16 protein-coding genes and 1 pseudogene are annotated in these 21,420 nt (G+C 68.9%); 10 read left to right on the forward strand and 7 right to left on the reverse strand.

The annotated features are described in order from the left end of the window. Nucleotides 1–122 precede the first annotated feature (122 nt). From NK718_RS13625 to NK718_RS13670, 10 genes and pseudogenes are all read left to right on the forward strand, one after another. Nucleotides 123–2,867, forward strand: a complete 2,745-nt coding sequence (locus NK718_RS13625; RefSeq protein WP_305883674.1) for a nitrate/nitrite transporter — start codon at nt 123–125, stop codon at nt 2,865–2,867. 28 nt (nt 2,868–2,895) lie between these two features. Continuing rightward, the gene (locus NK718_RS13630; protein ID WP_254743271.1) at nt 2,896–6,642 is read left to right on the forward strand and encodes a nitrate reductase subunit alpha; all 3,747 of its coding nucleotides are present in this window, start codon (nt 2,896–2,898) and stop codon (nt 6,640–6,642) included. An 11-nt stretch (nt 6,643–6,653) separates the two neighbouring features. Beyond that, the gene (narH, locus tag NK718_RS13635; RefSeq protein WP_254743274.1) at nt 6,654–8,180 is read left to right on the forward strand and encodes a nitrate reductase subunit beta; all 1,527 of its coding nucleotides are present in this window, start codon (nt 6,654–6,656) and stop codon (nt 8,178–8,180) included. After that, nucleotides 8,180–8,929, forward strand: coding sequence for a nitrate reductase molybdenum cofactor assembly chaperone (gene narJ, locus NK718_RS13640; protein WP_254743277.1), 750 nt, complete (start codon nt 8,180–8,182; stop codon nt 8,927–8,929). Before narH ends, narJ begins: the two co-directional genes overlap by 1 nt. An 11-nt stretch (nt 8,930–8,940) precedes the next feature. Then, nucleotides 8,941–9,642: a respiratory nitrate reductase subunit gamma gene (narI, locus tag NK718_RS13645; RefSeq protein WP_254743280.1), complete on the forward strand. Its 702-nt coding sequence runs from the start codon at nt 8,941–8,943 to the stop codon at nt 9,640–9,642. Between the two features lie 6 nt (nt 9,643–9,648). After that, complete coding sequence (locus NK718_RS13650) at nt 9,649–10,500, forward strand: peptidylprolyl isomerase (protein WP_254743283.1); 852 nt, start codon at nt 9,649–9,651, stop codon at nt 10,498–10,500. A 9-nt stretch (nt 10,501–10,509) separates the two neighbouring features. Beyond that, the gene (locus NK718_RS13655) at nt 10,510–10,884 is read left to right on the forward strand and encodes a hypothetical protein (protein ID WP_254743286.1); all 375 of its coding nucleotides are present in this window, start codon (nt 10,510–10,512) and stop codon (nt 10,882–10,884) included. A gap of 23 nt (nt 10,885–10,907) precedes the next feature. Continuing rightward, nucleotides 10,908–11,486 (forward strand): annotated as a pseudogene (locus NK718_RS13660) (carbonic anhydrase); the annotation flags it as partial. A gap of 192 nt (nt 11,487–11,678) precedes the next feature. Then, nucleotides 11,679–12,191: a DUF2478 domain-containing protein gene (locus NK718_RS13665; RefSeq protein ID WP_254743292.1), complete on the forward strand. Its 513-nt coding sequence runs from the start codon at nt 11,679–11,681 to the stop codon at nt 12,189–12,191. Between the two features lie 123 nt (nt 12,192–12,314). Beyond that, nucleotides 12,315–12,650, forward strand: a complete 336-nt coding sequence (locus tag NK718_RS13670; protein ID WP_254743321.1) for an acyl-CoA thioesterase — start codon at nt 12,315–12,317, stop codon at nt 12,648–12,650. On the opposite strand, the gene NK718_RS13675 is transcribed toward NK718_RS13670, so the two are convergent. From NK718_RS13675 to NK718_RS13705, 7 genes are all read right to left on the reverse strand, one after another. Beyond that, entirely contained in the window at nt 12,651–14,012 is a 1,362-nt protein-coding gene (locus NK718_RS13675) for a sigma-54-dependent transcriptional regulator (RefSeq protein ID WP_254743295.1), read from the reverse strand. After that, nucleotides 14,009–15,904 (reverse strand): sensor histidine kinase, encoded by a 1,896-nt coding sequence (locus NK718_RS13680; RefSeq protein WP_254743298.1) that lies wholly within the window; start codon nt 15,902–15,904, stop codon nt 14,009–14,011. The genes NK718_RS13675 and NK718_RS13680 overlap by 4 nt, the downstream gene beginning before the upstream one ends. Before the next feature lie 93 nt (nt 15,905–15,997). Further along, the gene (locus NK718_RS13685) at nt 15,998–16,792 is read right to left on the reverse strand and encodes a TorD/DmsD family molecular chaperone (RefSeq protein ID WP_254743301.1); all 795 of its coding nucleotides are present in this window, start codon (nt 16,790–16,792) and stop codon (nt 15,998–16,000) included. Then, nucleotides 16,789–17,454 (reverse strand): 4Fe-4S dicluster domain-containing protein, encoded by a 666-nt coding sequence (locus NK718_RS13690; RefSeq protein ID WP_254743304.1) that lies wholly within the window; start codon nt 17,452–17,454, stop codon nt 16,789–16,791. The genes NK718_RS13685 and NK718_RS13690 overlap by 4 nt, the downstream gene beginning before the upstream one ends. Before the next feature lie 45 nt (nt 17,455–17,499). Beyond that, the gene (locus NK718_RS13695) at nt 17,500–20,043 is read right to left on the reverse strand and encodes a molybdopterin-containing oxidoreductase family protein (protein ID WP_254743307.1); all 2,544 of its coding nucleotides are present in this window, start codon (nt 20,041–20,043) and stop codon (nt 17,500–17,502) included. Nucleotides 20,044–20,066: 23 nt separating this feature from the next. Next, on the reverse strand, nt 20,067–21,020 hold the full coding sequence (locus tag NK718_RS13700; RefSeq protein WP_254743311.1) for a hypothetical protein: 954 nt from the start codon (nt 21,018–21,020) through the stop codon (nt 20,067–20,069). Nucleotides 21,021–21,090: 70 nt separating this feature from the next. Further along, nucleotides 21,091–21,420, reverse strand: a 330-nt coding sequence (locus tag NK718_RS13705; protein ID WP_254743313.1) for a hypothetical protein, incomplete at its 5' end; no start/stop codon positions are given.

A 21,420-nucleotide genomic window follows, 5' to 3' on the forward strand; every position in this document is an offset into this window, starting at 1 on the left:
GTGCCGCCGTCTCCCCGAGAGAGTGTTTTGATATATGTTGGATCGTCCGAAAAAACGTTGATGTGCATCAATGAGACCATCCGCGAACTCGGTGAAGTTAGGGCAGCACAACGGAGGCTGCCATGGATTCGGCAAAGGGGGCGGGTCGCGCTCTGTGGATGTCGACCTTCGCGTTCACCATCTGCTTCGCGGTCTGGACGATCTTCTCCATCATCGGCATTCAGATCAAAAAGGATCTGGGACTCACCGATACCCAGTTCGGCCTGCTCGTCGGCACGCCGATCCTGACGGGATCGCTGATCCGCCTGATCCTCGGCATCTGGGCCGACCAGTACGGCGGCCGCGTCGTCCTGACATTGACGATGCTGGCGGCCGCGGTGATGACCGCGCTGCTCGCCTTCGCCTACGACTACACGACCTTCCTGCTGGCCGCGCTGGGCGTCGGCATCTCGGGCGGCTCGTTCTCCATCGGCATCGCCTACGTGGCGAAGTTCTTCCCCAAGGAGAAGCAGGGCACCGCGCTCGGCATCTTCGGGGCGGGCAATGTCGGCGCGGCCGTCACCAAGTTCCTGGCCCCGACGGTCATGGTCTCCTTCGGCTGGCAGGCGGTCGCGTATGTGTGGGCGGCCGCCCTGGCGCTGACGGCCATCGCATTCTTCCTGACGACGGACGACGACCCCGATCTGGAGCGCCGCCGCGCCACGGGGGCGAAGCCCGAGTCGCTCGCCGCGATGATGGAGCCGCTGAAGAACATCCAGGTCTGGCGCTTCTCGCTCTACTACTTCTTCGTGTTCGGCGGCTTCGTCGCGCTGGCGCTGTGGCTGCCCCGCTACCTGATCGGCGTCTACGGGCTCGACATCGCGACCGCCGGCATGGTCGGCGCGGCCTACTCCATCCCGGCCTCGGTCTTCCGGGCCTATGGCGGCCACCTGTCGGACAGGTACGGCGCGCGGACCATCATGTACTGGACCTTCATGGTCTCGGTGGCGTGCACTTTCGTGCTGTCCTACCCGCCGACCCAATACGTGATGGAGGGCATCACCGGGCCGGTTGCGTTCCACACGCGGCTGGGCATTGGCGGCTTCATGATCGTCGCCTCCGTCCTCGGCTTCTTCATGAGCCTGGGCAAGGCGGCGGTGTACAAGCACATCCCGGTTTACTACCCGGACCGCGTCGGCGCGGTAGGCGGCGTCGTCGGTCTTGTCGGCGGCCTGGGCGGCTTCGTGCTTCCGATCGCCTTTGGCGTCCTGAACGACCTGACGGGCGTCTGGCAGAGCTGCTTCTGGCTGCTCTTCGCGATCGCGCTCGTCTCGCTGACCTGGATGCACTTCGCCATCCGCCAGATGGAGCGCGAGGCGCTGGAGGCGGGGGTGCCGGCCGGCAAGCTGCCGGAACTGCCCGAGATGCAGCCGATCCACGGCAAGGCGCAGGAGGGCGTGCTCGCGGCGCACGGCGCGATCCAGGACTGGCGTCCCGAGGACAAGACGTTCTGGGACACCAAGGGCCGCGCCATCGCGCGCCGGAACCTGTGGATCTCGGTGCCCTGCCTGCTGCTGTCCTTCGCGGTCTGGATGGTGTGGTCGGTGGTGGTGGCCAAGCTTCCCGCCGTCGGCTTCGCCTTCACGAACGACCAGCTGTTCTGGCTGGCCGCGATGCCGGGGCTGTCCGGCGCGCTGCTGCGCATCGTCTACAGCTTCCTGCCGGCGATCTTCGGCGGGCGCCTGTGGACGACGCTGTCGACGTGGTCGCTGCTGCTGCCGGCGGTCGGCATGGGCTTCGCGGTCCAGAGCCCGGACACGCCCTACTGGATCTTCCTGCTGCTGGCGCTGCTGTGCGGCCTGGGCGGCGGCAACTTCGCCTCGTCGATGGCCAACATCTCCTTCTTCTTCCCGAAGGCGGAGAAGGGCCACGCGCTGGCGATCAACGCCGGGCTCGGCAATCTCGGCGTCAGCGTCGTGCAGTTCGTCGTGCCTCTGGCGATCACCACGGGCGTGTTCGGCGCGCTCGGCGGCGCTCCCCAGACGGGAACGGCCGGCGGCGTCGCCACCACGCTGTGGCTGCAGAACGCGGGCTTCGTGTTCGTGCCGTTCATCGTCGCCTCGGCCTTCGCGGCCTGGTTCGGCATGAACGACATCGCGACCATGAAGGCGAGCTTCGCCGACCAGGCGGTGATCTTCCGTCGCACCCACAACTGGGTGATGTGCTGGCTCTACACCGGCACGTTCGGCTCGTTCATCGGCTTCTCGGCGGCGTTCCCGCTGCTCGCCAAGGTGCTGTTCCCCGACGTCAACGCCCTCCAGTACGCGTTCCTCGGGCCGCTGGTCGGCGCCGTGGCCCGCGCGGGGTCGGGCAAAGCCTGCGACCGCATCGGCGGCGGGCGCATCACGCTGTGGGTGTTCATCGCCATGAGCCTCGGCGTGCTGGGCGTGCTCTATGCGATCGGCATCAAGGGCCAGCCCATCGCCTTCCCGGTGTTCTTCGCGAGCTTCCTGTTCCTGTTCGCGGCCACCGGCGTGGGCAACGCGTCCACCTTCCAGATGATCCCCGCGATCATGCGCAAGGAAGTGGCGCGGCTGGAGCCTGGCATGACGCCGGCCGAGCGCATCCGGCAGTCCGACAAGGAGGCGGCGGCCATCATCGGCTTCACCTCGGCGGTCGCGGCGTTCGGGGCGTTCTTCATCCCCAAGAGCTTCGGCAGCTCCATCGCCCTGACGGGCGGAGCCGAGGCGGCGCTCTACGGCTTCCTCGCCTTCTATCTCAGTTGCATCGCGATCACGTGGTTCGTCTACACGCGGCGCGGCGGACTGCTGTTCGACGTGGAGCGTGGCGGTCCCTCGGGACCGGCCGCCTTCAAGCCCGCCGCCTGACGTCCCGGATCCAACAAGGCCTTCGATCATGAGCCAATTTCTCGACCGACTGACCTTCTTCAGGAAGGTGTCCGAGCCCTTCTCCGACGGCCACGGCATCACCACCGACGAGGACCGCCGCTGGGAGGACGGATATCGCAAGCGCTGGCAGCACGACAAAATCGTGCGGTCCACGCACGGCGCGAACTGCACCGGCTCGTGTTCGTGGAAGATCTACGTCAAGGGCGGGATCGTGACGTGGGAGACGCAGCAGACGGACTATCCGCGCACCCGCCCGGACCTGCCGAACCATGAGCCGCGCGGCTGCTCGCGCGGCGCGAGCTACAGCTGGTACCTCTACTCGGGCAACCGCGTGAAGTATCCGCTGATCCGCTCGCGCCTGCTGAAGCTGTGGCGCGCCGCGCGCAAGACGCAGTCGCCCGTGGCGGCGTGGAAGAGCATCGTCGAGGACCCCGCCAAGCGGCAGGACTATATCGGCGTGCGCGGCCACGGCGGCTTCGTGCGCGCCAACTGGGACGAGGCGACCGAGATCATCGCGGCCGCCAACGCCTATACGGCGAAGACGTGGGGCCCGGACCGCGTGATCGGCTTCTCGCCGATCCCGGCCATGTCGATGGTCTCCTACGCCGCGGGCTCGCGCTATCTGTCGCTGCTCGGCGGCGTCTGCATGTCGTTCTACGACTGGTACTGCGACCTGCCGCCGTCCTCGCCGCAGACCTGGGGCGAGCAGACCGACGTGCCGGAAAGCGCCGACTGGTACAACGCCGGCTTCATCATCCTGTGGGGGTCCAACGTCCCGCAGACGCGCACGCCCGACGCCCATTTCTACACCGAGGCGCGCTATCGCGGCGCCAAGAGCGCCGTGATCTGCCCCGACTATTCGGAGGCCGCGAAGTTCGGCGACATCTGGCTGTCGGTGAAGCAGGGCACGGACGCCGCGCTCGCCATGGCGATGGGCCACGTGATCCTCAAGGAGTACCACGTCGACCGCCAGGCCGCGTATTTCCAGGACTATGTGCGCCGCTACACCGACATGCCGATGCTGGTGAAGCTGGTGCGCCAGGACGGCAAGCTGACGCCGGACCGCTTCATCCGCGCGTCGGACTTCGACGGCGGGCTCGGCGAGGCCAACAACCCCGAATGGAAGACGGTCGCCTATGACGAGGTGTCCGGCGCGATCGTGGTGCCGAACGGCTCGGTCGGCTTCCGCTGGGGCGAGCAGGGCAAGTGGAACATCGAGGAGAAGGAGACGACCGGCAAGGAGACGAAGCTGCGCCTGTCGCTCGCCGACATCCGCGACGACTTCGCCGACGTGGCCTTCCCCTATTTCGGCAATATCGAGAACGAGCACTTCGTGTCCTCGCAGCACGCCAGCGTGCTGGAGCGTCGCGTGCCGGTGAAGAAGCTGGCGCTGGCCGAAGGCGAGACGCTGGTCGCCAGCGTGCATGACCTGTTCATCGCCAATTACGGCGTCGACCAGGGATGGGGCGGCCCCAACGTCGCCGCCGACTTCGACGACGACATGCCCTACACGCCCGCCTGGGCGGAGAAGATCACCGGCGTCAGCCGCGACAAGATCATCCAGGTGGCGCGCGAGTTCGCGACCAACGCCGAGAAGACCAACGGGCGCTCGATGGTCATCATCGGGGCGGCGATGAACCACTGGTACCACGCCGACATGAACTATCGCGGCGTGATCAACATGCTGGTCATGTGCGGCTGCGTCGGCCAGTCCGGCGGCGGCTGGTCGCACTATGTCGGGCAGGAGAAGCTGCGGCCCCAGGCGGGCTGGGCGCCGCTCGCCTTCGCGCTGGACTGGGGCCGTCCGCCTCGCCAGCAGAACTCGACGTCGTTCTTCTACCTGCACACCGACCAGTGGCGGTACGAGACGATGCAGACCTCCGACATCCTGTCGCCGACCGCGCCGGCCGGCCCGTGGGACGGCGCCATCATCGACTACAACATCCGCGCCATGCGGATGGGCTGGCTACCGGCCTATCCCACGCTGAAGCAGAACCCGCTCGCCATCGCCGCCAAGGCGAAGGAGGCGGGGCTCGAGCCGAAGGACTACGTCGCCAAGGCGCTCAAGTCCGGCGAACTCGGCTTCGCCTGGGAGGACCCGGACTCGCCGGAGAACTTCCCGCGCAACATGTTCGTGTGGCGGTCCAACCTGCTCGGCTCCTCCGGTAAAGGCCACGAGTACTTCCTCAAGCACCTGCTCGGCACGTCTCACGGCGTGCTCGGCAAGGATCTCGGCCAGGAGGGCGGCGCCAAGCCGAAGCTGGTCCGCTGGCACGACGAGGCGCCGCGCGGCAAGCTCGACCTGCTGGTGACGCTCGACTTCCGCATGTCGACGACCTGCGTCTACTCGGACATCGTGCTGCCGACCGCCACCTGGTACGAGAAGAACGACCTCAACACCTCGGACATGCACCCCTTCATCCACCCGCTGACCAGCGCGGTGGACCCGGCGTGGCAGGCGCGCTCGGACTGGGAGATCTACAAGGCGATCGCCCGCAAGTTCTCCGAGGTCGCGCCCGAGGTGCTGGGCGTCGAGAAGGACGTGGTGCTCACGCCGATCCAGCACGACAGCCCCGGCGAGATCGCGCAGGCTTTCGAGCCGAAGGACTGGTCGGAAGGCGAGTGCGAGCCCATCCCCGGCAAGACGATGCCGGCGGTGACGGTGGTCGAGCGCGACTACCCCAACCTCTACAAGCGCTTCACCGCGCTCGGCCCGCTGATGGAGAGCATCGGCAACGGCATCAAGGGCATTGCCTGGAAGACCGAGCACGAGGTCGAGAACCTGCGCCACCTCAACGGCGTCGTCACGGAGGAGGGGCCGACCAAGGGCCTCGCCCGCATCGAGACGGACATCGACGCCGCCGAGGTGCTGCTGATGCTGGCGCCCGAGACGAACGGCGAGGTCGCCGTGAAGTCCTGGGAGTCGCTATCGCGCACCACGGGGCGCGAGCACGCGCATCTCGCGCTGCCCAAGGAGGACGAGAAGATCCGCTTCCGCGACGTGGTGGCCCAGCCGCGCAAGATCATCTCGGCGCCGACCTGGTCGGGGCTGGAGAGCGAGAAGGTCTGCTACAACGCCGGCTACACGAACGTCCACGAGCTGATCCCCTGGCGCACGCTCACCGGCCGCCAGCAGCTCTACCAGGATCATCTGTGGATGCGGGCCTTCGGCGAGGGCTTCTGCGTCTACCGCCCGCCCGTCGACCTCAGGGCCATCAAGCCGGTGCAGGGCATGAAGCCGAATGGCGAGAAGGAGATCGTCCTGAACTTCATCACGCCGCACCAGAAATGGGGCATCCACTCCACCTACACGGACAACCTGCTGATGCTGACATTGTCGCGCGGCGGCCCGATCGTGTGGATCAGCGAGAACGACGCCCGCAAGGTGGGCATCGTCGATAACGACTGGATCGAGGCCTACAACGCCAACGGCGCGCTGGTCGCCCGCGCGGTGGTCTCCCAGCGCGTCAAGGACGGCATGGTGATGATGTACCATGCGCAGGAGAAGATCGTGAACGTGCCGGGCTCGGAGATGACCGGGCAGCGCGGCGGCATCCATAACTCGGTGACCCGCGCCGTGCTCAAGCCGACGCACATGATCGGCGGCTACGTCCAGCTCGCCTACGGCTTCAACTATTACGGCACGATCGGCACCAATCGCGACGAGTTCGTCGTGGTCCGAAAGGTCCGCAACGTGGACTGGCTCGAAGGGCCCCTCGAGGGCGCGCAGCCTACCGTCCAGGCCGCCGAATAAGGAGCAGTCCCATGAAAATCCGCGCGCAGATCGCGATGGTGCTCAATCTGGACAAGTGCATCGGGTGCCACACCTGCTCGGTGACCTGCAAGAACGTCTGGACCAGCCGCGAAGGCATGGAATACGCCTGGTTCAACAACGTCGAGACCAAGCCGGGCATCGGCTATCCGAAGGACTGGGAGAACCAGGACCGCTGGAAGGGCGGCTGGCGCCGCAAGCGCAACGGCAAGATCGAGCCGCGGATCGGCGGCAAGTGGCGCGTGCTCGCCAACATCTTCGCCAACCCGGACCTGCCGGAGATCGACGACTACTACGAGCCCTTCACCTTCGACTACGAGCACCTGCAGACGGCGCCCGAGGTGCAGGCGTTCCCCACGGCGCGCCCGCGCTCGCTCGTCTCGGGCGAGCGCATGGAGAAGATCGAATGGGGGCCGAACTGGGAGGAGATCCTGGGCGGCGAGTTCGCCAAGCGCTCCGCCGACAAGAACTTCGACGGCATCCAGAAGGAAATCTACGGCCAGTTCGAAAACACCTTCATGATGTACCTGCCGAGGCTGTGCGAGCACTGCCTCAACCCGGCCTGCGTCGCGGCGTGCCCCTCGGGCGCGATCTACAAGCGCGAGGAGGACGGCATCGTCCTGATCGACCAGGACAAGTGCCGCGGCTGGCGCATGTGCGTCTCCGGCTGTCCCTACAAGAAGATCTATTTCAACTGGTCGTCGGGAAAGAGCGAGAAGTGCATCTTCTGCTACCCGCGCATCGAGGCCGGCCAGCCCACGGTCTGCTCGGAAACCTGCGTCGGCCGCATCCGCTATCTCGGCGTGGTGCTCTATGACGCCGACCGGATCGAGGCGGCCGCGTCGGCGCCCGACGACCGGGATCTCTACCGGGCGCAGCTCGACGTCTTCCTCGATCCGAACGATCCGGTGATCGCGGAAAAGGCGCTGGAGCAGGGCATTCCGCTCTCCTGGCTGGAGGCGGCCCGCAAGTCGCCGATCTGGAAGATGGCGATGGAATGGGGCGTCGCGTTCCCCCTCCATCCCGAATACCGGACCTTGCCGATGGTGTGGTACGTGCCGCCGCTCTCGCCGATCACGTCGGCGGCGGAGGCGGGCAAGATGGGGCTCGACGGCGGCATGCCCGACGTCAAGTCTCTGCGCATCCCGCTTCGCTATCTCGCCAACCTGCTGACGGCGGGCGACGAGGCGCCGGTCGCGGCCGGGCTGGAGCGGATGCTGGCCATGCGCGCCTACATGCGGGCCAAGACGGTCGACGGCGTCATCGACGAGTCGATCGCCCGCAAGGTGGGGCTCACCGGCCTCCAGATCGAGGAGATGTACCACGTGATGGCGATCGCCAATTACGAGGACCGCTTCGTCATCCCCACCACCCACCGCGAGACGTCCGAGGACGCCTACGAACTGCGCGGCCAGTGCGGCTTCAGCTTCGGCGACGGCTGCCTGCCCAGCGACAGCAAGGTCAACCTGTTCGGTGGCATGAAGCTGAAGAACGACCGGTCCAAGGCGGGGGTGTCGTGATGAAGACGCTGAAGGTTCTCTCGGCGGTTCTGTCCTACCCGACGGCCGAGCTGGCCGCCGCGGCGGACGAGCTGAAGGCCATCGTCGCGCGCGAGGGCCTGTTGCCCCCGGCGCAGGCCGCCGCGCTGTCGCGGCTTATCGACGACATCGCCGGCCGCGACCTGCTCGACGCGCAGGAGCGCTACGTCCAGCTCTTCGACCGGACACGCTCTTTGTCCTTGCAGCTCTTCGAGCACGTTCACGGCGAAAGCCGCGATCGCGGGCAGGCCATGGTCGACCTGCTCCGCCTCTACGAGGAGGGCGGCTACACGCCGACGGCCTCCGAGCTGCCGGATTTCCTGCCGCTGTTCCTCGAATACGCGGCGACTCGCCAGCCGGACGACGCGCTGGAGCTGATCGGCCAGCCGGGCCACGTCTTCGCCGCCTTGCGGGAGCGGCTCGCCAAGCGCGACAGCGTCTACGAGGGCGCGTTCGCGGCCCTGGTGGCGCTCGCCGGCGGCGCGCTCGACGACGAGGCGCTCGCGGCGCTGCGCGCCGAGCCCGACGTCGAGCCCGACGACCTCGAGGCGCTCGACGCCGCGTGGCAGGACGAGGAAGTCACGTTCGGGCCCGGCGCCGCCGACGCCTGCGGCGTCGACAGCCTCGCCTCGAAGATCCGGCAGGCCCGCCGGCCCGCGCCGGGGCTGGAAACACCGGCCGGCGCGGGGCCGCGCACCGTCATCACAACGCCGAACACGGCGCGCGCCTGAGGAGCCAAGCCATGCGCGAGACGATCTTTCACATTCTCTTCGTCTGGTACCCCTATGTCTGCCTGACGACCTTCCTCGTCGGCAGCCTGATCCGCTTCGACCGGGACCAGTACACCTGGAAGGCGAGTTCCAGCCAATTGCTGCGCCGCCGCCAGTTGTGGTGGGGGTCCAACCTGTTCCACTTCGGCGTGCTGTTCCTGTTCTTCGGCCACGCCGTCGGCCTGCTGACGCCGACCTCGGTCTACACGCTGGTCATGACGGTGCCGCAGAAGCAGATGATCGCCATCGTGGCGGGCGGCGTCGCCGGGTCGCTGTGCTTCGTCGGGCTCAGCATGCTGCTGCATCGCCGCCTGACGGACCCGCGCATCCGCCAGACCTCGACGACGATGGACATCGCCGTGCTGGCGATCCTGTGGGTGCAGCTGTCGCTCGGCCTGCTCACGCTGCCGTTCTCGCTGGGGCACTCGGACGGGTCGGCGATGCTCATTCTGGCGCACTGGGCACAGGGCATCGTGACCCTGCGGCCGGTGGAGGCCGAGACGCTGGCGGAGCTGAACTGGCCCTATCTGGCGCACCTCGTGCTGGGCATGACGATCTTCCTCGTCTTCCCGTTCTCGCGCCTCGTCCATATCTGGTCCGCGCCCATCTGGTATCTCGGCCGGCGCGGCTATCAGGTCGTGCGCACGCGCCGCACCCTCACGCCAGCGGAGTAACCGGCCATGACGACTTCATCCCCCGCGTCTAGCTGCGCCGTGAAGCCGGCCATCTCGGCGAAGCCGAAGACCGTCAGCGTCAACGGCGTCGCGATTTCCCGCTCCGCCATCGCGCAGGAAGTGCAGAACCACCCGGCGTCCAAGCCCATCGAGGCCTGGCAGGCGGCCGCGCGCGCGCTCGTGGTGCGCGAGCTGCTGCTGCAGGAGGCAAGGCGCATCGGGCTTTCGCCGGAGCCCCGCGACGACGGCGAGGGCCGCCGCGAGACCGACGAGGAGGCGCTGGTGCGCCAGCTCGTCGAGCGCGAGGTGAAGGCCCCTCGCGCCGGCGACGACGAGTGCCGGCGCTATTTCGAGCAGAACCGCGCGCGCTTCCGCACGCCGGCGCTCCACGAGGTCCGGCACATCCTGATCGCGGCGGACCCGGCCGACCGGGACGCGCGCGACCAGGCCCGCGTCCATGCCGAGATCCTGATCGACCAGATCCGGCGCAACCCCGCCAGCTTCGGCCAGCTCGCCGGGCAGATTTCGGCCTGCCCCTCGGGCAAGACGGGCGGCAGCCTGGGCCAGATCGGCCCGGGGCAGACCGTGCCCGAGTTCGAGCAGGCGCTGGAGCGGCTGAACGAGGGCGAGGTCGCGGCGCGGCCGGTGGAGACGCGGTACGGCCTCCACATCGTCTGGCTCGACCGCCGCATCGCGGGCCGCGACCTGCCGCTGGAGATGGTGCGCGAGCGCATCGCCGAGTGGCTGGGCGAGAAGGCCCGGCGCATGGCCATCCGCCACTACATCGCGTCGCTGGCCGGGCGCGCGGAGATCGTCGGCGTCGACCTCGGCGTCGAAGCCACGCCGCTGATGCAGTAGGAGCGGGCCATGCAACTCGGAACGCTCATCTCGCGGCTCGAAGACGAAACCGACGCCGCCATGGCGCTGGAAGCGCTGGGCGACGTGGTGCTGCTGGGCGAGGTGCTGCGCACCGGCGAGCTTTACGACGAGACGCCGGGCGAATACGTCGCCAACGCGGCCCGCCGCTTCGCCGCCATGGCCGGCGACGAGGACTGGCTCGGGCTGATGAACGCGCTGGAGCGCGCGGACGACCCCGCGCGCGCCGTGCTCGACCGCATGCTGCGCTGGTCGCTGACCCGCGACGCCGCCGAGCAGGAGCACGAGCGCAGCCACGCCCACGGCCACGAGCACGGACATGGCGGCGCGTGCTCCTGCGGGGGAGGGTGCGGCGGCGGGCGCTGAGCCGCCGCCGGCGGGGGAAGCGGATGTCGCGCACGCTCGATCATCTCTTCGACCGGAACGTCGCCTGGGCCCACGCCAAGACGCGGGACGACCCGCGCTTCTTCGTCCGGATGGCCGAGCAGCAGACGCCCCGCTATCTCTGGGTCGGATGCTCGGACAGCCGCGTCACGGCCAATGACGTGCTCGGGCTCGATCCGGGCGAGGTCTTCGTTCACCGCAACGTCGGCAACATCGTCCACACGAGCGACATGAACCTGCTCTCGGTGCTCGAATTCGCCGTCGATCAGCTCGGGGTGGAACACGTCATCGTCTGCGGCCACTATGGCTGCGGCGGCATGCGGCGGGCGCTGTCGGGCGGACGCGGCGAGCTCGTCGACCACTGGCTGCAGCCCATCTCGATGTTCTACCGCAAGCACCGCGCCGTGTTCGACGCGCTGGACGAGGAGGCGCGTCTGGCGCGGCTGTGCGAGATCAACGTCGAAATGCAGGTGCGCCGCCTCGCCGCGACCCCCATCGTCGAGAACGCCTGGGCGCGCAACCAGCCCGTCCACCTGCACGGCTGGCTCTACGCCATCCACGACGGCCTGCTGCGCGACCTCGGGCCGCATCTCTCGTCCGTCGCCGAGCGCGAGGCGCTTGTGTCGCTCGACCATCGGGTTTCCAATCCGGTCGAACCGGTGACGGCGCTGCGCCGCCACGCGCAGGAAGCCTTCGCGTCGGAGGCGGCGTCCGGCGCGTGTTGCGCACCGGCGCGCAGTCTCCGACCCTGACGCCTCGTCGATGAGATCACCACCGTGCCAATTGCCGACCTGAAGCTCGATGTCCCGATCACCGCCATCGTCTACGCGGAGCGCCAGCCGATCGGCCCCGCGCTGGCGGCCTTGGCCGACGCGCTGCGCGCGGAGGGGAAGGCGCTCGCTGGCTTCGTCCAGCACGAGGTGCCGCGCCCCGGCCGCCGGAAATGCGACATGGTGCTGGAGGATCTCGCGACGGGCGCGCGGATCCGGATTTCCGAGGACCGGGGCGAGCACGCGCGGGGCTGCCGCCTCGACACCTCGGAGCTGCTGCGCGCCGCCGGGCTCGCGGCCGACGCGCTGGCCGAAGGCGCGGACGTGCTCGTCCTGAACAAGTACGGCAAGGTGGAAGCGGAGGGCGGCGGCGTGCGCCCGCTGATCGCCGACGCCGTGGCCCGTGGCGTGCCGGTGATCGTCGGCGTGCCGCGCCTCAACCTCGAGAGTTTTCGCGCCTTCGCGGGCGCGCTCGCCGTCGAGACGCCGCTGATCGCTCCAGAGCCGGCGCCGGCTTGACCGGCTCCGGACCGGCGGGCCACCTTGGCTCCGAGGGACGGATTCCTGGAGGGACGATTGGGCGAGCGGGAGAGTGACACGGCGCTGGAGCCGCGCGGCGAACTGACGGTGCGGACCATCGCCATGCCGAGCGACACCAACGCCAACGGCGACATCTTCGGCGGCTGGGTGATGTCCCAGATGGACCAGGCCGGGGGCATCGCCGGCGTGGAGCGCGCGCAGGGCCGCGTGGTGACCGTCGCCGTCGAGGCTATGACCTTCATTCGCCCCGTCGCGGTCGGCGACGTCCTGTGCGTCTACACCGCCGTCGACAGCGTCGGGCGCACCTCGATGAAGATCCACATCGAGGCCTGGGCGCGCCGCTTCCGCACCGTCGTGCGGGAGAAGGTGACGGACGCGACATTCACCTTCGTCGCCGTGGACGACGACGGCCATCCGCGGCCCGTCCCGAAGCTGTAGTCAGCCGTCCCGCCGGCGCGCGTTGATGAGGCGGTAGAGATTGCGCTCGCTGATGCCCAGCGTCTGCGCGATCTCGGCGCGGCTGCGCGAGCGTTCCGCCAGAAGGCGCGCGAGATAGGTCTCGGTGATCTCGTCGAGCGTCGGCGGATGATCGAACGAGAACGCGTATTGCCGGCCCGGCGGAGGACGCCGCTGGAAGTCGCCGAGGTGGGCGACGCGGATTTCGTCGGACTCGCCCGAGACGAGCGCCGCGCGCTCCACGATGTTGCGCAGCTCGCGGACATTGCCGGGCCAGGCGTAGTCCATCAGGGCTTCGAGCGCCGCCGGCGACCAGCGCTTGCGCGCATGGCGGGCGAAGTCGCGCGCCGCCAGGAAGTGCTCCGCGAGCAGCGGAATGTCCTCCAGCCGCTCGCGCAGCGGCGGCACGTGCAGCACGAAGGCGGAGAGGCGGTAATAGAGGTCCTCGCGGAACTCGCCCTTGCCGCACATGGCGCGCAGGTCGCGGTTGGTCGCCGCGACGAAGCGGACGTTCGAGACCAGGTCCTTGGTGCCGCCGAGCCGGCGATAATGGCCCGTCTCCAGCACGCGAAGCAGCTTCGCCTGCAGCGAGCCGGACATCTCGCCGATTTCGTCGAGGAAAGCCGTTCCGCCTTCGCCGACCTCGATCAGCCCTTCCTTGCGGCGGTCCGCCCCGGTGAACGCGCCGCGCTCGTGGCCGAACAACTCGGACTCGAACAGGTTCTGCTGCAACGTCGCGCAGTCGATGGCGACGTAGTTCTGGTCGGCGCGCGCGCTCGCCTGATGGACCGCCGCGGCGACCAGCTCCTTGCCCACGCCCGACTCGCCCAGGATCAGCACGGTCGTGTCGCTGGGGCCGACGATGCCGATCATCTTGCGCAGGCGCGCCATGGCCGGCGAGAGGCCGACGAGCGTCTTGTCGAGCGCCGACGTGGCCTGGCGTCGGTAGTAGTCGTAGCGCCGCCGCATCGAGGAGGCGCTGATGGCGCGCTTCACCGCCAGGTCCAGCACGTCGGGGTTGACGGGCTTCGCCAAGAAATCGACGGCGCCGCGCTTGATCGCCTGCACGGCGAGGTCGATCGAGCCAAAGGCGGTCAGCATGATGACGGGGCAGGTCTCGACGAGGCTCGGCAGCATCGCCAGACCGTCGGCGTCGGGCAGCTTGGCGTCGAGCAGAACGAGATCCGGCTCCAGGCGGCCGAGCAGGCTCTGCGCCTCGCTCCAGCGGGAGGCGTTCTCCACCTCGTAGCCCGCCCGCCGCAGATGCGACGACATCAGCTGGTTCAGGGTGGCGTCGTCGTCGACGACCAGGATCGCGGGTTTCCGGGATGAGGACTGGGTCATGCCGCGTCGCTCATCTCGGCCGGCGGCGGCCATGTCAGCGTGAAGGTGGAGCCGACGCCGGGCGCGCTCTCGACGGCGATGGTCCCCCGCCACTTGGCGAGCAGCGCCTTGCAGATCGGCAGGCCCAGTCCGCTCCCCGACGACTGGTCGGCGCGGCGCGTCCAGAATGGCTGGAAGATCCGCCGCAGGTCGTCGGCCGCGATGCCGGCGCCGGTGTCGGATACCTCGATGACGACCTCGCCCGTCGGCGTCGGGCCGCCGCTGACGCGCACCCGGCCGCCGGGCTGGGTGGCGTGAAAGGCGTTCTGGAGCAGGTTGACCAGCACCATGCCCATGTCGCTTTCGCTGGCCACCACCCGCGCGTCCGGGGCGACGTCGATGGAGAGCTCGATGCGTCGCGTCGTCGCCTCGTAGCCGAGCAGCGCGGCGGCGTCGTGCGCGATGCGCGCCAGGTCCACCAGCGTGCCGTGCTCGCCCGGCGCGTCGCTGAGGCGCATCAGCCGTCCGGTGATCTCGATGCAGCGCTCGATCTCCCGCGAGACGAGGCCCATGTAGCTCTGCGCCTCCTCCGAGCCCGGATGGCCGTCGAGAACGGATCGCAACGCGCTGAGTCCGAAGCGGATCGAGGCGAGCGGGTTGTGAATCTCGTGCGCCACGCCGGTCGCGAGCTGCCCGATTTCCGCGAGGCGCTGGTCCAGCGAGACCTGGACGGTGCGCGACAGGTCGCGGATCGACTCCACGACGAAGCGCCTCGGCCCGTCCCGCGTGGCCACCACCATCGGCGCGGCGACCACCTCGACGCCGAATTCCTCGGATGAGCCGGCGGCGACGTGGCTGTACACGGCGCGGATGGGCTCGTCGCGCGCCGCCAGCTCGACGACAGGGCAGGTGGTCAGCGTTGGCACGCAGGGCTCGTCCCGGCCGTGGCTCGACACGTGGCAGGGCCTGGCCAGAACCTCCGCCCGGGTGAGGCCGCTCATGCGGGCGAACTCGCGGTTGGCGGCGACCACCCGGAACTCCTCGTCGATGGCGCGCACCCCGTCCGGGATGGCGTCGATCAGGCCCTGCAGGAAGTCCTCGCGCTCGCGCAGCGTGTCGACCTTGTGCGCAAGCTCGGTCGCCATCCGGTCGAAGGCGGCGCCGAGCTCCGCGATCTCGTCGCCGTGGCCGATCCGCATCGGCGCGATCCGCAGGCTCAGGTCGCCGGCCGCCATGGACGCGCTGACGCGGGTGAGGGCCGCCACCGGCTCCAGCACGCCGCGATGCAGTTGGCTCCAGGTCACGGCCAGCGCGAACAGCACGACCAGCGCGCCGACGCCGGAGAGCAGCACGGCCGATCTCCAGGCGTGGCCGTCGAGGCCGCGCGCGTCGTAGTCGATGACGATGAAGCCGTTGACGGGATGCTCCGCCGTCGGCCCGTGACAGACCGAGCACGGCTCGCGGTTCGGCACGGCCGTGACGCTGCGCAGCACGGGGCGGCCGCCCTCGGCCGCGACGAAGGCCGAGCCTGTCGCGGCCCGCCGCCCGGTGAGGCCGCAGTCCGGGCACAGCGCGTCGAGCGACGGTTCGGTCCGTCCCAGGCGAAGCGGGCTCGCGCTGAAGCGGACCTCGAGCGACGGGTTGAGGATGTCGACCCCGGCCACGCCCTCGACCGCGGCCAGCCTCTCCACCACGTCCCGGAGACCGTCGATGTCGCGCTTCAGCATGGCGTTTTCCAGCGCGATGCGCAGGCCCGCCCCGAGGCGTTCGGACACGGCCACGCGCTCGCGCGCGAGGTCGCTCCGGTAGAGCGGCACGAAGATCGCGAGGCTGGCGGCGGAGGCGAGCAGCAACGCCGTCGCCATGGCCGCCAGAATTTTCGCGGCCAGACGGCTGCGCAGGGCGTCGATCAAATCAATGGACCCGAAATCACCGAACCAATGACCGCAGTGTAGGGCGGCCGCGACGCACGCGCCTTGAGATGCGACAAGATCGGGGAGGGAGTATCACAAGGGCGGCGGGGGGCCGCCCGCCCGCGCGCCCACGGCGGGCGCGCCGCAGCTCGGGCCGATGTCGGTCCCGCCTCGGGACTCGTCCTTCAAGGGAGGAGGCGTCATGTCGAGGCCCGTGCAAAGCCCCAGGAGGCCCGCCAGCCGCTGAAGGTAGACGCCAGTCGCCAGCGCGACGCCGGCGTAGAACTGAAGGCGGCAACGGGCCGCCACCCGGCCGGTGAAGGCGGGAACCCAGACGAGGATGTGGTCGCGCAGAAAGAGCGCCGCTTCGCGCAGGCCATTCGGGCCGTCCGCTTCGCGCAGCAGGGTCGCCAGAAACAGCAGCTCGTTGACGAGGTGATCGTCGGGCCGGTTGCGCCAGTCCGCGACCGTCAGGCCATGATGGCGATACCATTCCCGAACCGCGAACATCGGGGCCTGGCGTTCCAGCCCGTCCTCGTCGCGCCAGACCGACTCGCACGGCGCGGCCCTGTAGGCGAATGTGAGGTAGATCGCCGCGAACTCGGCGGCGAGATCGTCGAGATCGGCCGAGCCCGGGTCGGCCGGGATCGCGGCGAGGCCCTCGCGAAGGTGGCGGCGCGCGGTCTCCCATTCCGGCCCGGACAGGGACAGCGAGAACCACTCGTCCGGGCCCTCCTCGCGCAGCGCCGCGAGCGTGTCGGCGTCCGGTTCCCGATCGTGCAGGCCGCTGAAGATGAGGAGGTCTTCGGCCAGCGCCCGGCGCTCCGGACCGGACAATGCGATCGGGTCCAGGCCCCGCGACGGGCTCTCGTCACCGGGCGCCGTCACTTCACCGCTCCCTTCGGATGGGCGACGAAGACGATGGAGGGGTTGGTCAGCTCGGGGTCCGCCATGTTGCGGACCTGGCGGACGACCGTCTCGTCCGGGCCGCGCGCCTTGGTGTCCTGCGTGCCGTCGCGCAATTTGTCGATGGGGCCGATGTCGAGCACGCGCATCATGCAGGCCATCACGCAATAGGGCTTGCGGCCGGCGTCGATCTCGTCGACGCACATGTTGCACTTGCCGACGATGTTCTGCTCGGGGATGAACTGCGGCGCGCCGAACGGGCAGGCCGCCTCGCACTTGCGGCAGCCGATGCACAACGTCGAGTCGATGTCGACGATGCCGTCCTTCTTGCGCTTGAAGATCGCGCCCGTCGGGCACGCCGGCAGGCACGCCGGCTCCGCGCAATGGTTGCAGGACATGTTCACCTTGTAGGCGAACACCTCCGGGAACGTGCCACCTTCCACGTACTGGACCCGGCGGAAGCGCGGGCCCGGCGGCAGGCCGTTCTTGTCCTTGCAGGCGATCTCGCAGGCGCGACAGCCGATGCAGTCGACGTTGTTGTGAATGAAGCCAAGCTGCTGATCGGGAACGACGGGCGTGTACGTCTCCCGCTTCTTCTGTTCGGCCGCCGCCTTGATCTTGGCTTTGTCGATGCCGTTCGCCATGTCGGTGTCCCTGGAGGAGTAATTGGTTGAGAGCGCGGCGGGCGGTCAGAGGTCGCGCCGGAAGACGGCGCTGCGGGACGTCGCGAGCTGGTCCCAGCCCGGCCGGTGCCGCAGGTCGGTCTTGCGGATGTTGGCGAGCACCGTGTTGTAGGCGAAGGCGCCGGCGGGCGAGGGCTCGTCCAGGGTCAGGAAGTCCGGATTGCCCGAGCGGTCGACCCCGTTCTCGTCGATGTCCATCCACGCGCCCTCGTGCAGGACGAGGACGCCCGGCATGCAGCGCTCGGTGACGTAGGCCGGCACAACGCACTTGCCGCGGTCGTTCCACACCTCGACCGTGTCGCCGGTCTTGATCCCCAGCCGGCGCGCGTCGGAGGCGTTGATCGTCACCTCCTGGCTGAAGGTCTCGCGCAGCCAGGGGATGTTGTTGAAGATCGAGTGCGTGCGCCAGCGTGGGTGCGGGCTGACGAGGTGGAAGGGCATCGTCGCCGTCTTCGGGCTGTTCAGCGACTCCCACGGCTCGATCCACTTCGGGATGGCGGGGATCGGATAGCCCCACTGGGTGCGGCTGAAATCGGCCGTCTGCGCCAGCACGGTGGAGAAGATCTCGATGCGGCCGGAGGGGGTGGGGAAGGGCGCGCCCTTCTCGACCTGGTCGCGGAAGGCGACGTGCGGCTGCGGCAGCTTGAACTTGTAGACGCCGCGCTTCTTGAACTCCTCCCAGCTCATCTCCACGCCCTGGTGGTGCTGCACGCGCTCCCACCACGCCGCGAGATAGGCTTCGTCCACCGCGTCGTCATTGTTGAAATAGTCGCGCGTCGCGCGCGGATTGTAGGCCGGGCCGAAGCCCAGGCGGTAGGCCAGCTCGGTGAAGATCTGGAAGTCGGACTTCGACTCGCCCAGCGGCTGGATGACCTTCGGCCGGTGGATGTAGTAGTGCCCCTTGTACCAGGGCAGGGCGACGTCGTGCCGCTCGAAGTGCGTGGCGACGGGCAGCAGGTAGTCGGCCCACAGCCCCGACGGGGTGATCGTCGAGTCCATGCAAACCACCAGCTCGAGCTTCTTGATCGCGGCGAGCTGCTTGTTGATGTTGGTGAGCTGGTTGAGCCAGTCCGACCCCTGCCAGAAAATACCCTTGATGTTGGGGATCACGCCGTCGAGCTGATCGGCGCGCGGCCACAGGCCCGCTTCCTCGCGCCGGACGTTGGGATAGTTGAGCACGACGTGCGCCCAGCGGTCCGACTTGATGGAGGCGTACCAGATGTTCGAATACTGGTCGTAGGGGTAGGCGACGGCCTCGGCGTGCCACGCCTTGCCGACGCCCTCGGAGGAGCCGCCCAGCACGCCGATATTCCCGGTCATCGCCTGCAGGGCGGCGGCCATGCGGTTGTACTGTTCGCCGTAGGCGTTGCGTCCGGGCGACCACGAGGCCTTGAGCGCCGCCGGCTTCGTCGTCGCGTACATGCGCGCGAGCTTGCGGATGTCCTCGGCGCTGACGCCGCAGATGGCGGCGGCCCATTCGGGCGTCTTGGGCTGGCCGTTCGAGAGGCCGAGGATGTAGTCCTTGAAGCTCTCCCGGTTCTGGGCCCAGCCGGGCATCGTGCCGCGGTCCATGCCCTGGCAGAACCGGTCGATGAAGGCCTGGTCGTGGAGATTGCTGGCGAAGATCTCGTGCGCCATGCCGGCCATCATGGCCGCGTCCGTGTTCGGGCGGATCGGGATCCACCACGCGTCGTAGGCCGAGGCGGAGTCCGTGTATTGCGGGTCGACCAGCACGAACTTGCAGCCGCGCTGCTTGGCGAGGCGCATGTAGTAGAACGTGTTGCCGCCGTGGAACGTGTAGGCCGGGTTCCAGCCCCACATTATGATGAGCTTGGAGTGGGCGAACGCGTCGTCCTCGTTGCCGTCCTCGATCGTGCCGAAGGTGATGCGCGAGGAGAACGTCGTCCCCTGGTAGGACGGCACCGACCACGACGATGTGCGGCAGCCGAACATGCCCAGGAAACGGCCCAGCAGGCCCTCGATCTGGTCGGACTTGTGGAGCACGCCGTAGGAAGCGCCGGCGTAGCTCTGGTCGAGCAGCGCCGTCGGCCCGTAGGTGTCGCGCAGCTTCACCATCTTCGCGGCGATCTGGCTCAGCGCCTCGTCCCAGGAGATGCGCTTGAACTTGCCCTCGCCGCGCTCGCCGACGCGCACCATCGGGTAGAGCAGGCGTTCCGGCGAGTAGAGGCGCGAGCGATAGGAGCGGCCGCGCAGGCAGGCGCGAAGCTGCGGCTCGGCCTCGGTGTCCTTGCCGAACGCGCCGCCGGCCTGGTAGCGCCCGTCGTCTGTCGACAGGCGCACGATCACGTCGCCCTTCTTGTGGGCCACCAGCATGTGGCGCGAGCCGCAATTGTGCGCGCAGCTCGTCACCACCGTCTGGAGGTCGTCGTCGCGCGGGTAGGGCTCGTAGGCGAAGGCGTTCGCCTCGCGCGCCCCGGGGATCGGCGACAGGGCGGTCGCGCTGGCCAGCGCGGCGAAGCCCTTCAGCAGCCCGCGGCGGCTCGGATTGATCATCTGCCCGGCGAGCGAGCTCGGCTTGTTGACGGTCATGGTCTTCGGTCTCGCCTGCGAGGTCACTTCTGCGGAAGCGCGAAGCGCGCGTCGGATGTCACGGGGCGGCCCGCCGCCCATTCCGGCGCGTCGGCCGGCATGCCCGGCCAGGGATGGCGCGGATAAGGATAGGAGATGCGGTACCACTGCCGGCCGCCGTGGCAGCCGTAGCAGACGTCCGAGCTGGTCTTCGCGGCCTTCTCGATCTCGGCGGCCTTCAGGTATGTCACCTGGTGGCGCACGGTGCGGAACTGGTCGGCGTGGCAGGTCAGGCAGCCGTTCGGCGTTTCCGGCGTCTCGAGGCCTTCGCGCAGCTCGGCCCACGAGCCGGCAAGGCCCATGTTCTCGGCCGGGTATGAGCCGTGGCAGCGCAGGCAGGTCTCGGAGGGATTGACCGTCTTGCGCAGCGTGAAGGCGGGCTCGCCGCGCGGCCAGTCGGATACGGGCGCGCCGGCCGCCGTCGTGGCGGTGACGTGCGGCGAGCGTTCGCGCGGATCGTTGCCCTGGTGGCAGAACGCGCAGCTCAGCTGCATCACCTGCTTGGCGAAGGGCGACTGGATGTGCCGCCAGTGAAAGGTCTGCTGCGCGCCCGCATAGGTGTCGAGCGTCTGGTACCAGGCCAGCACGGACGTGGCCTTGACCCCGGCCGGCGACGCGTCGCGAGGCTTGGCCGACATGATCTCCTGATGGCAGGTCAGGCAGGCGGCGTCCTTGGCGACGTCGATGGCCGGCTTGAAATGGATCGGGTCCCAGACCGCGCGTTCGTAGTCGGCCTTGGCGAGACGCGCCTTGGCGGCTTCGACCGAGGCGATCGCGGCCGCGTCGCCGGCCGCGGCGGGAGCATCCGCGGCCAGGGCGACGCCGACAGGTGTCGGGGCGACCGACGGCCACAGGCCGGGCGCGCCCAGCATCGCCGCGACACCCAGCATGCCGCTCACCCCCAGGGCCCTGGCGGCCCAACCCAGCCCAACTGTCATGACGTCCTCGGAACCTGCGCAAGGGAGAGCGGCCGGGCGCCGTGAGCGCCCGGCCGCAGGGAAAGCGAGATCAGTTCTTCTTGGTCTCGCCCGACATGCCGCCCATCCCCGACATGCCGCCCATCCCGGACATGCCGCCCATTCCGCTCATGCCACCCATGCCGGACATGCCGCCCATGCCCGACATGCCGCCCATGCCGGACATTCCGCCCATACCGGACATGCCACCCATGCCGGTCGGCGCGACGCTCCACTGAGTGCAGACCCAGTTGCCGTTGCCGGCCATGCCGCTCATGCCGGACATGCCGCCCATGCCGGACATTCCGCCCATGCCGGACATGCCGCCCATGCCGGACATGCCGCCCATGCCGGACATTCCGCCCATGCCGGACATGCCGCC

Origin of the sequence: Alsobacter ponti, assembly GCF_024294805.1 — a bacterium.
GTDB classification, from domain to species: domain Bacteria; phylum Pseudomonadota; class Alphaproteobacteria; order Rhizobiales; family Beijerinckiaceae; genus Alsobacter; species Alsobacter ponti.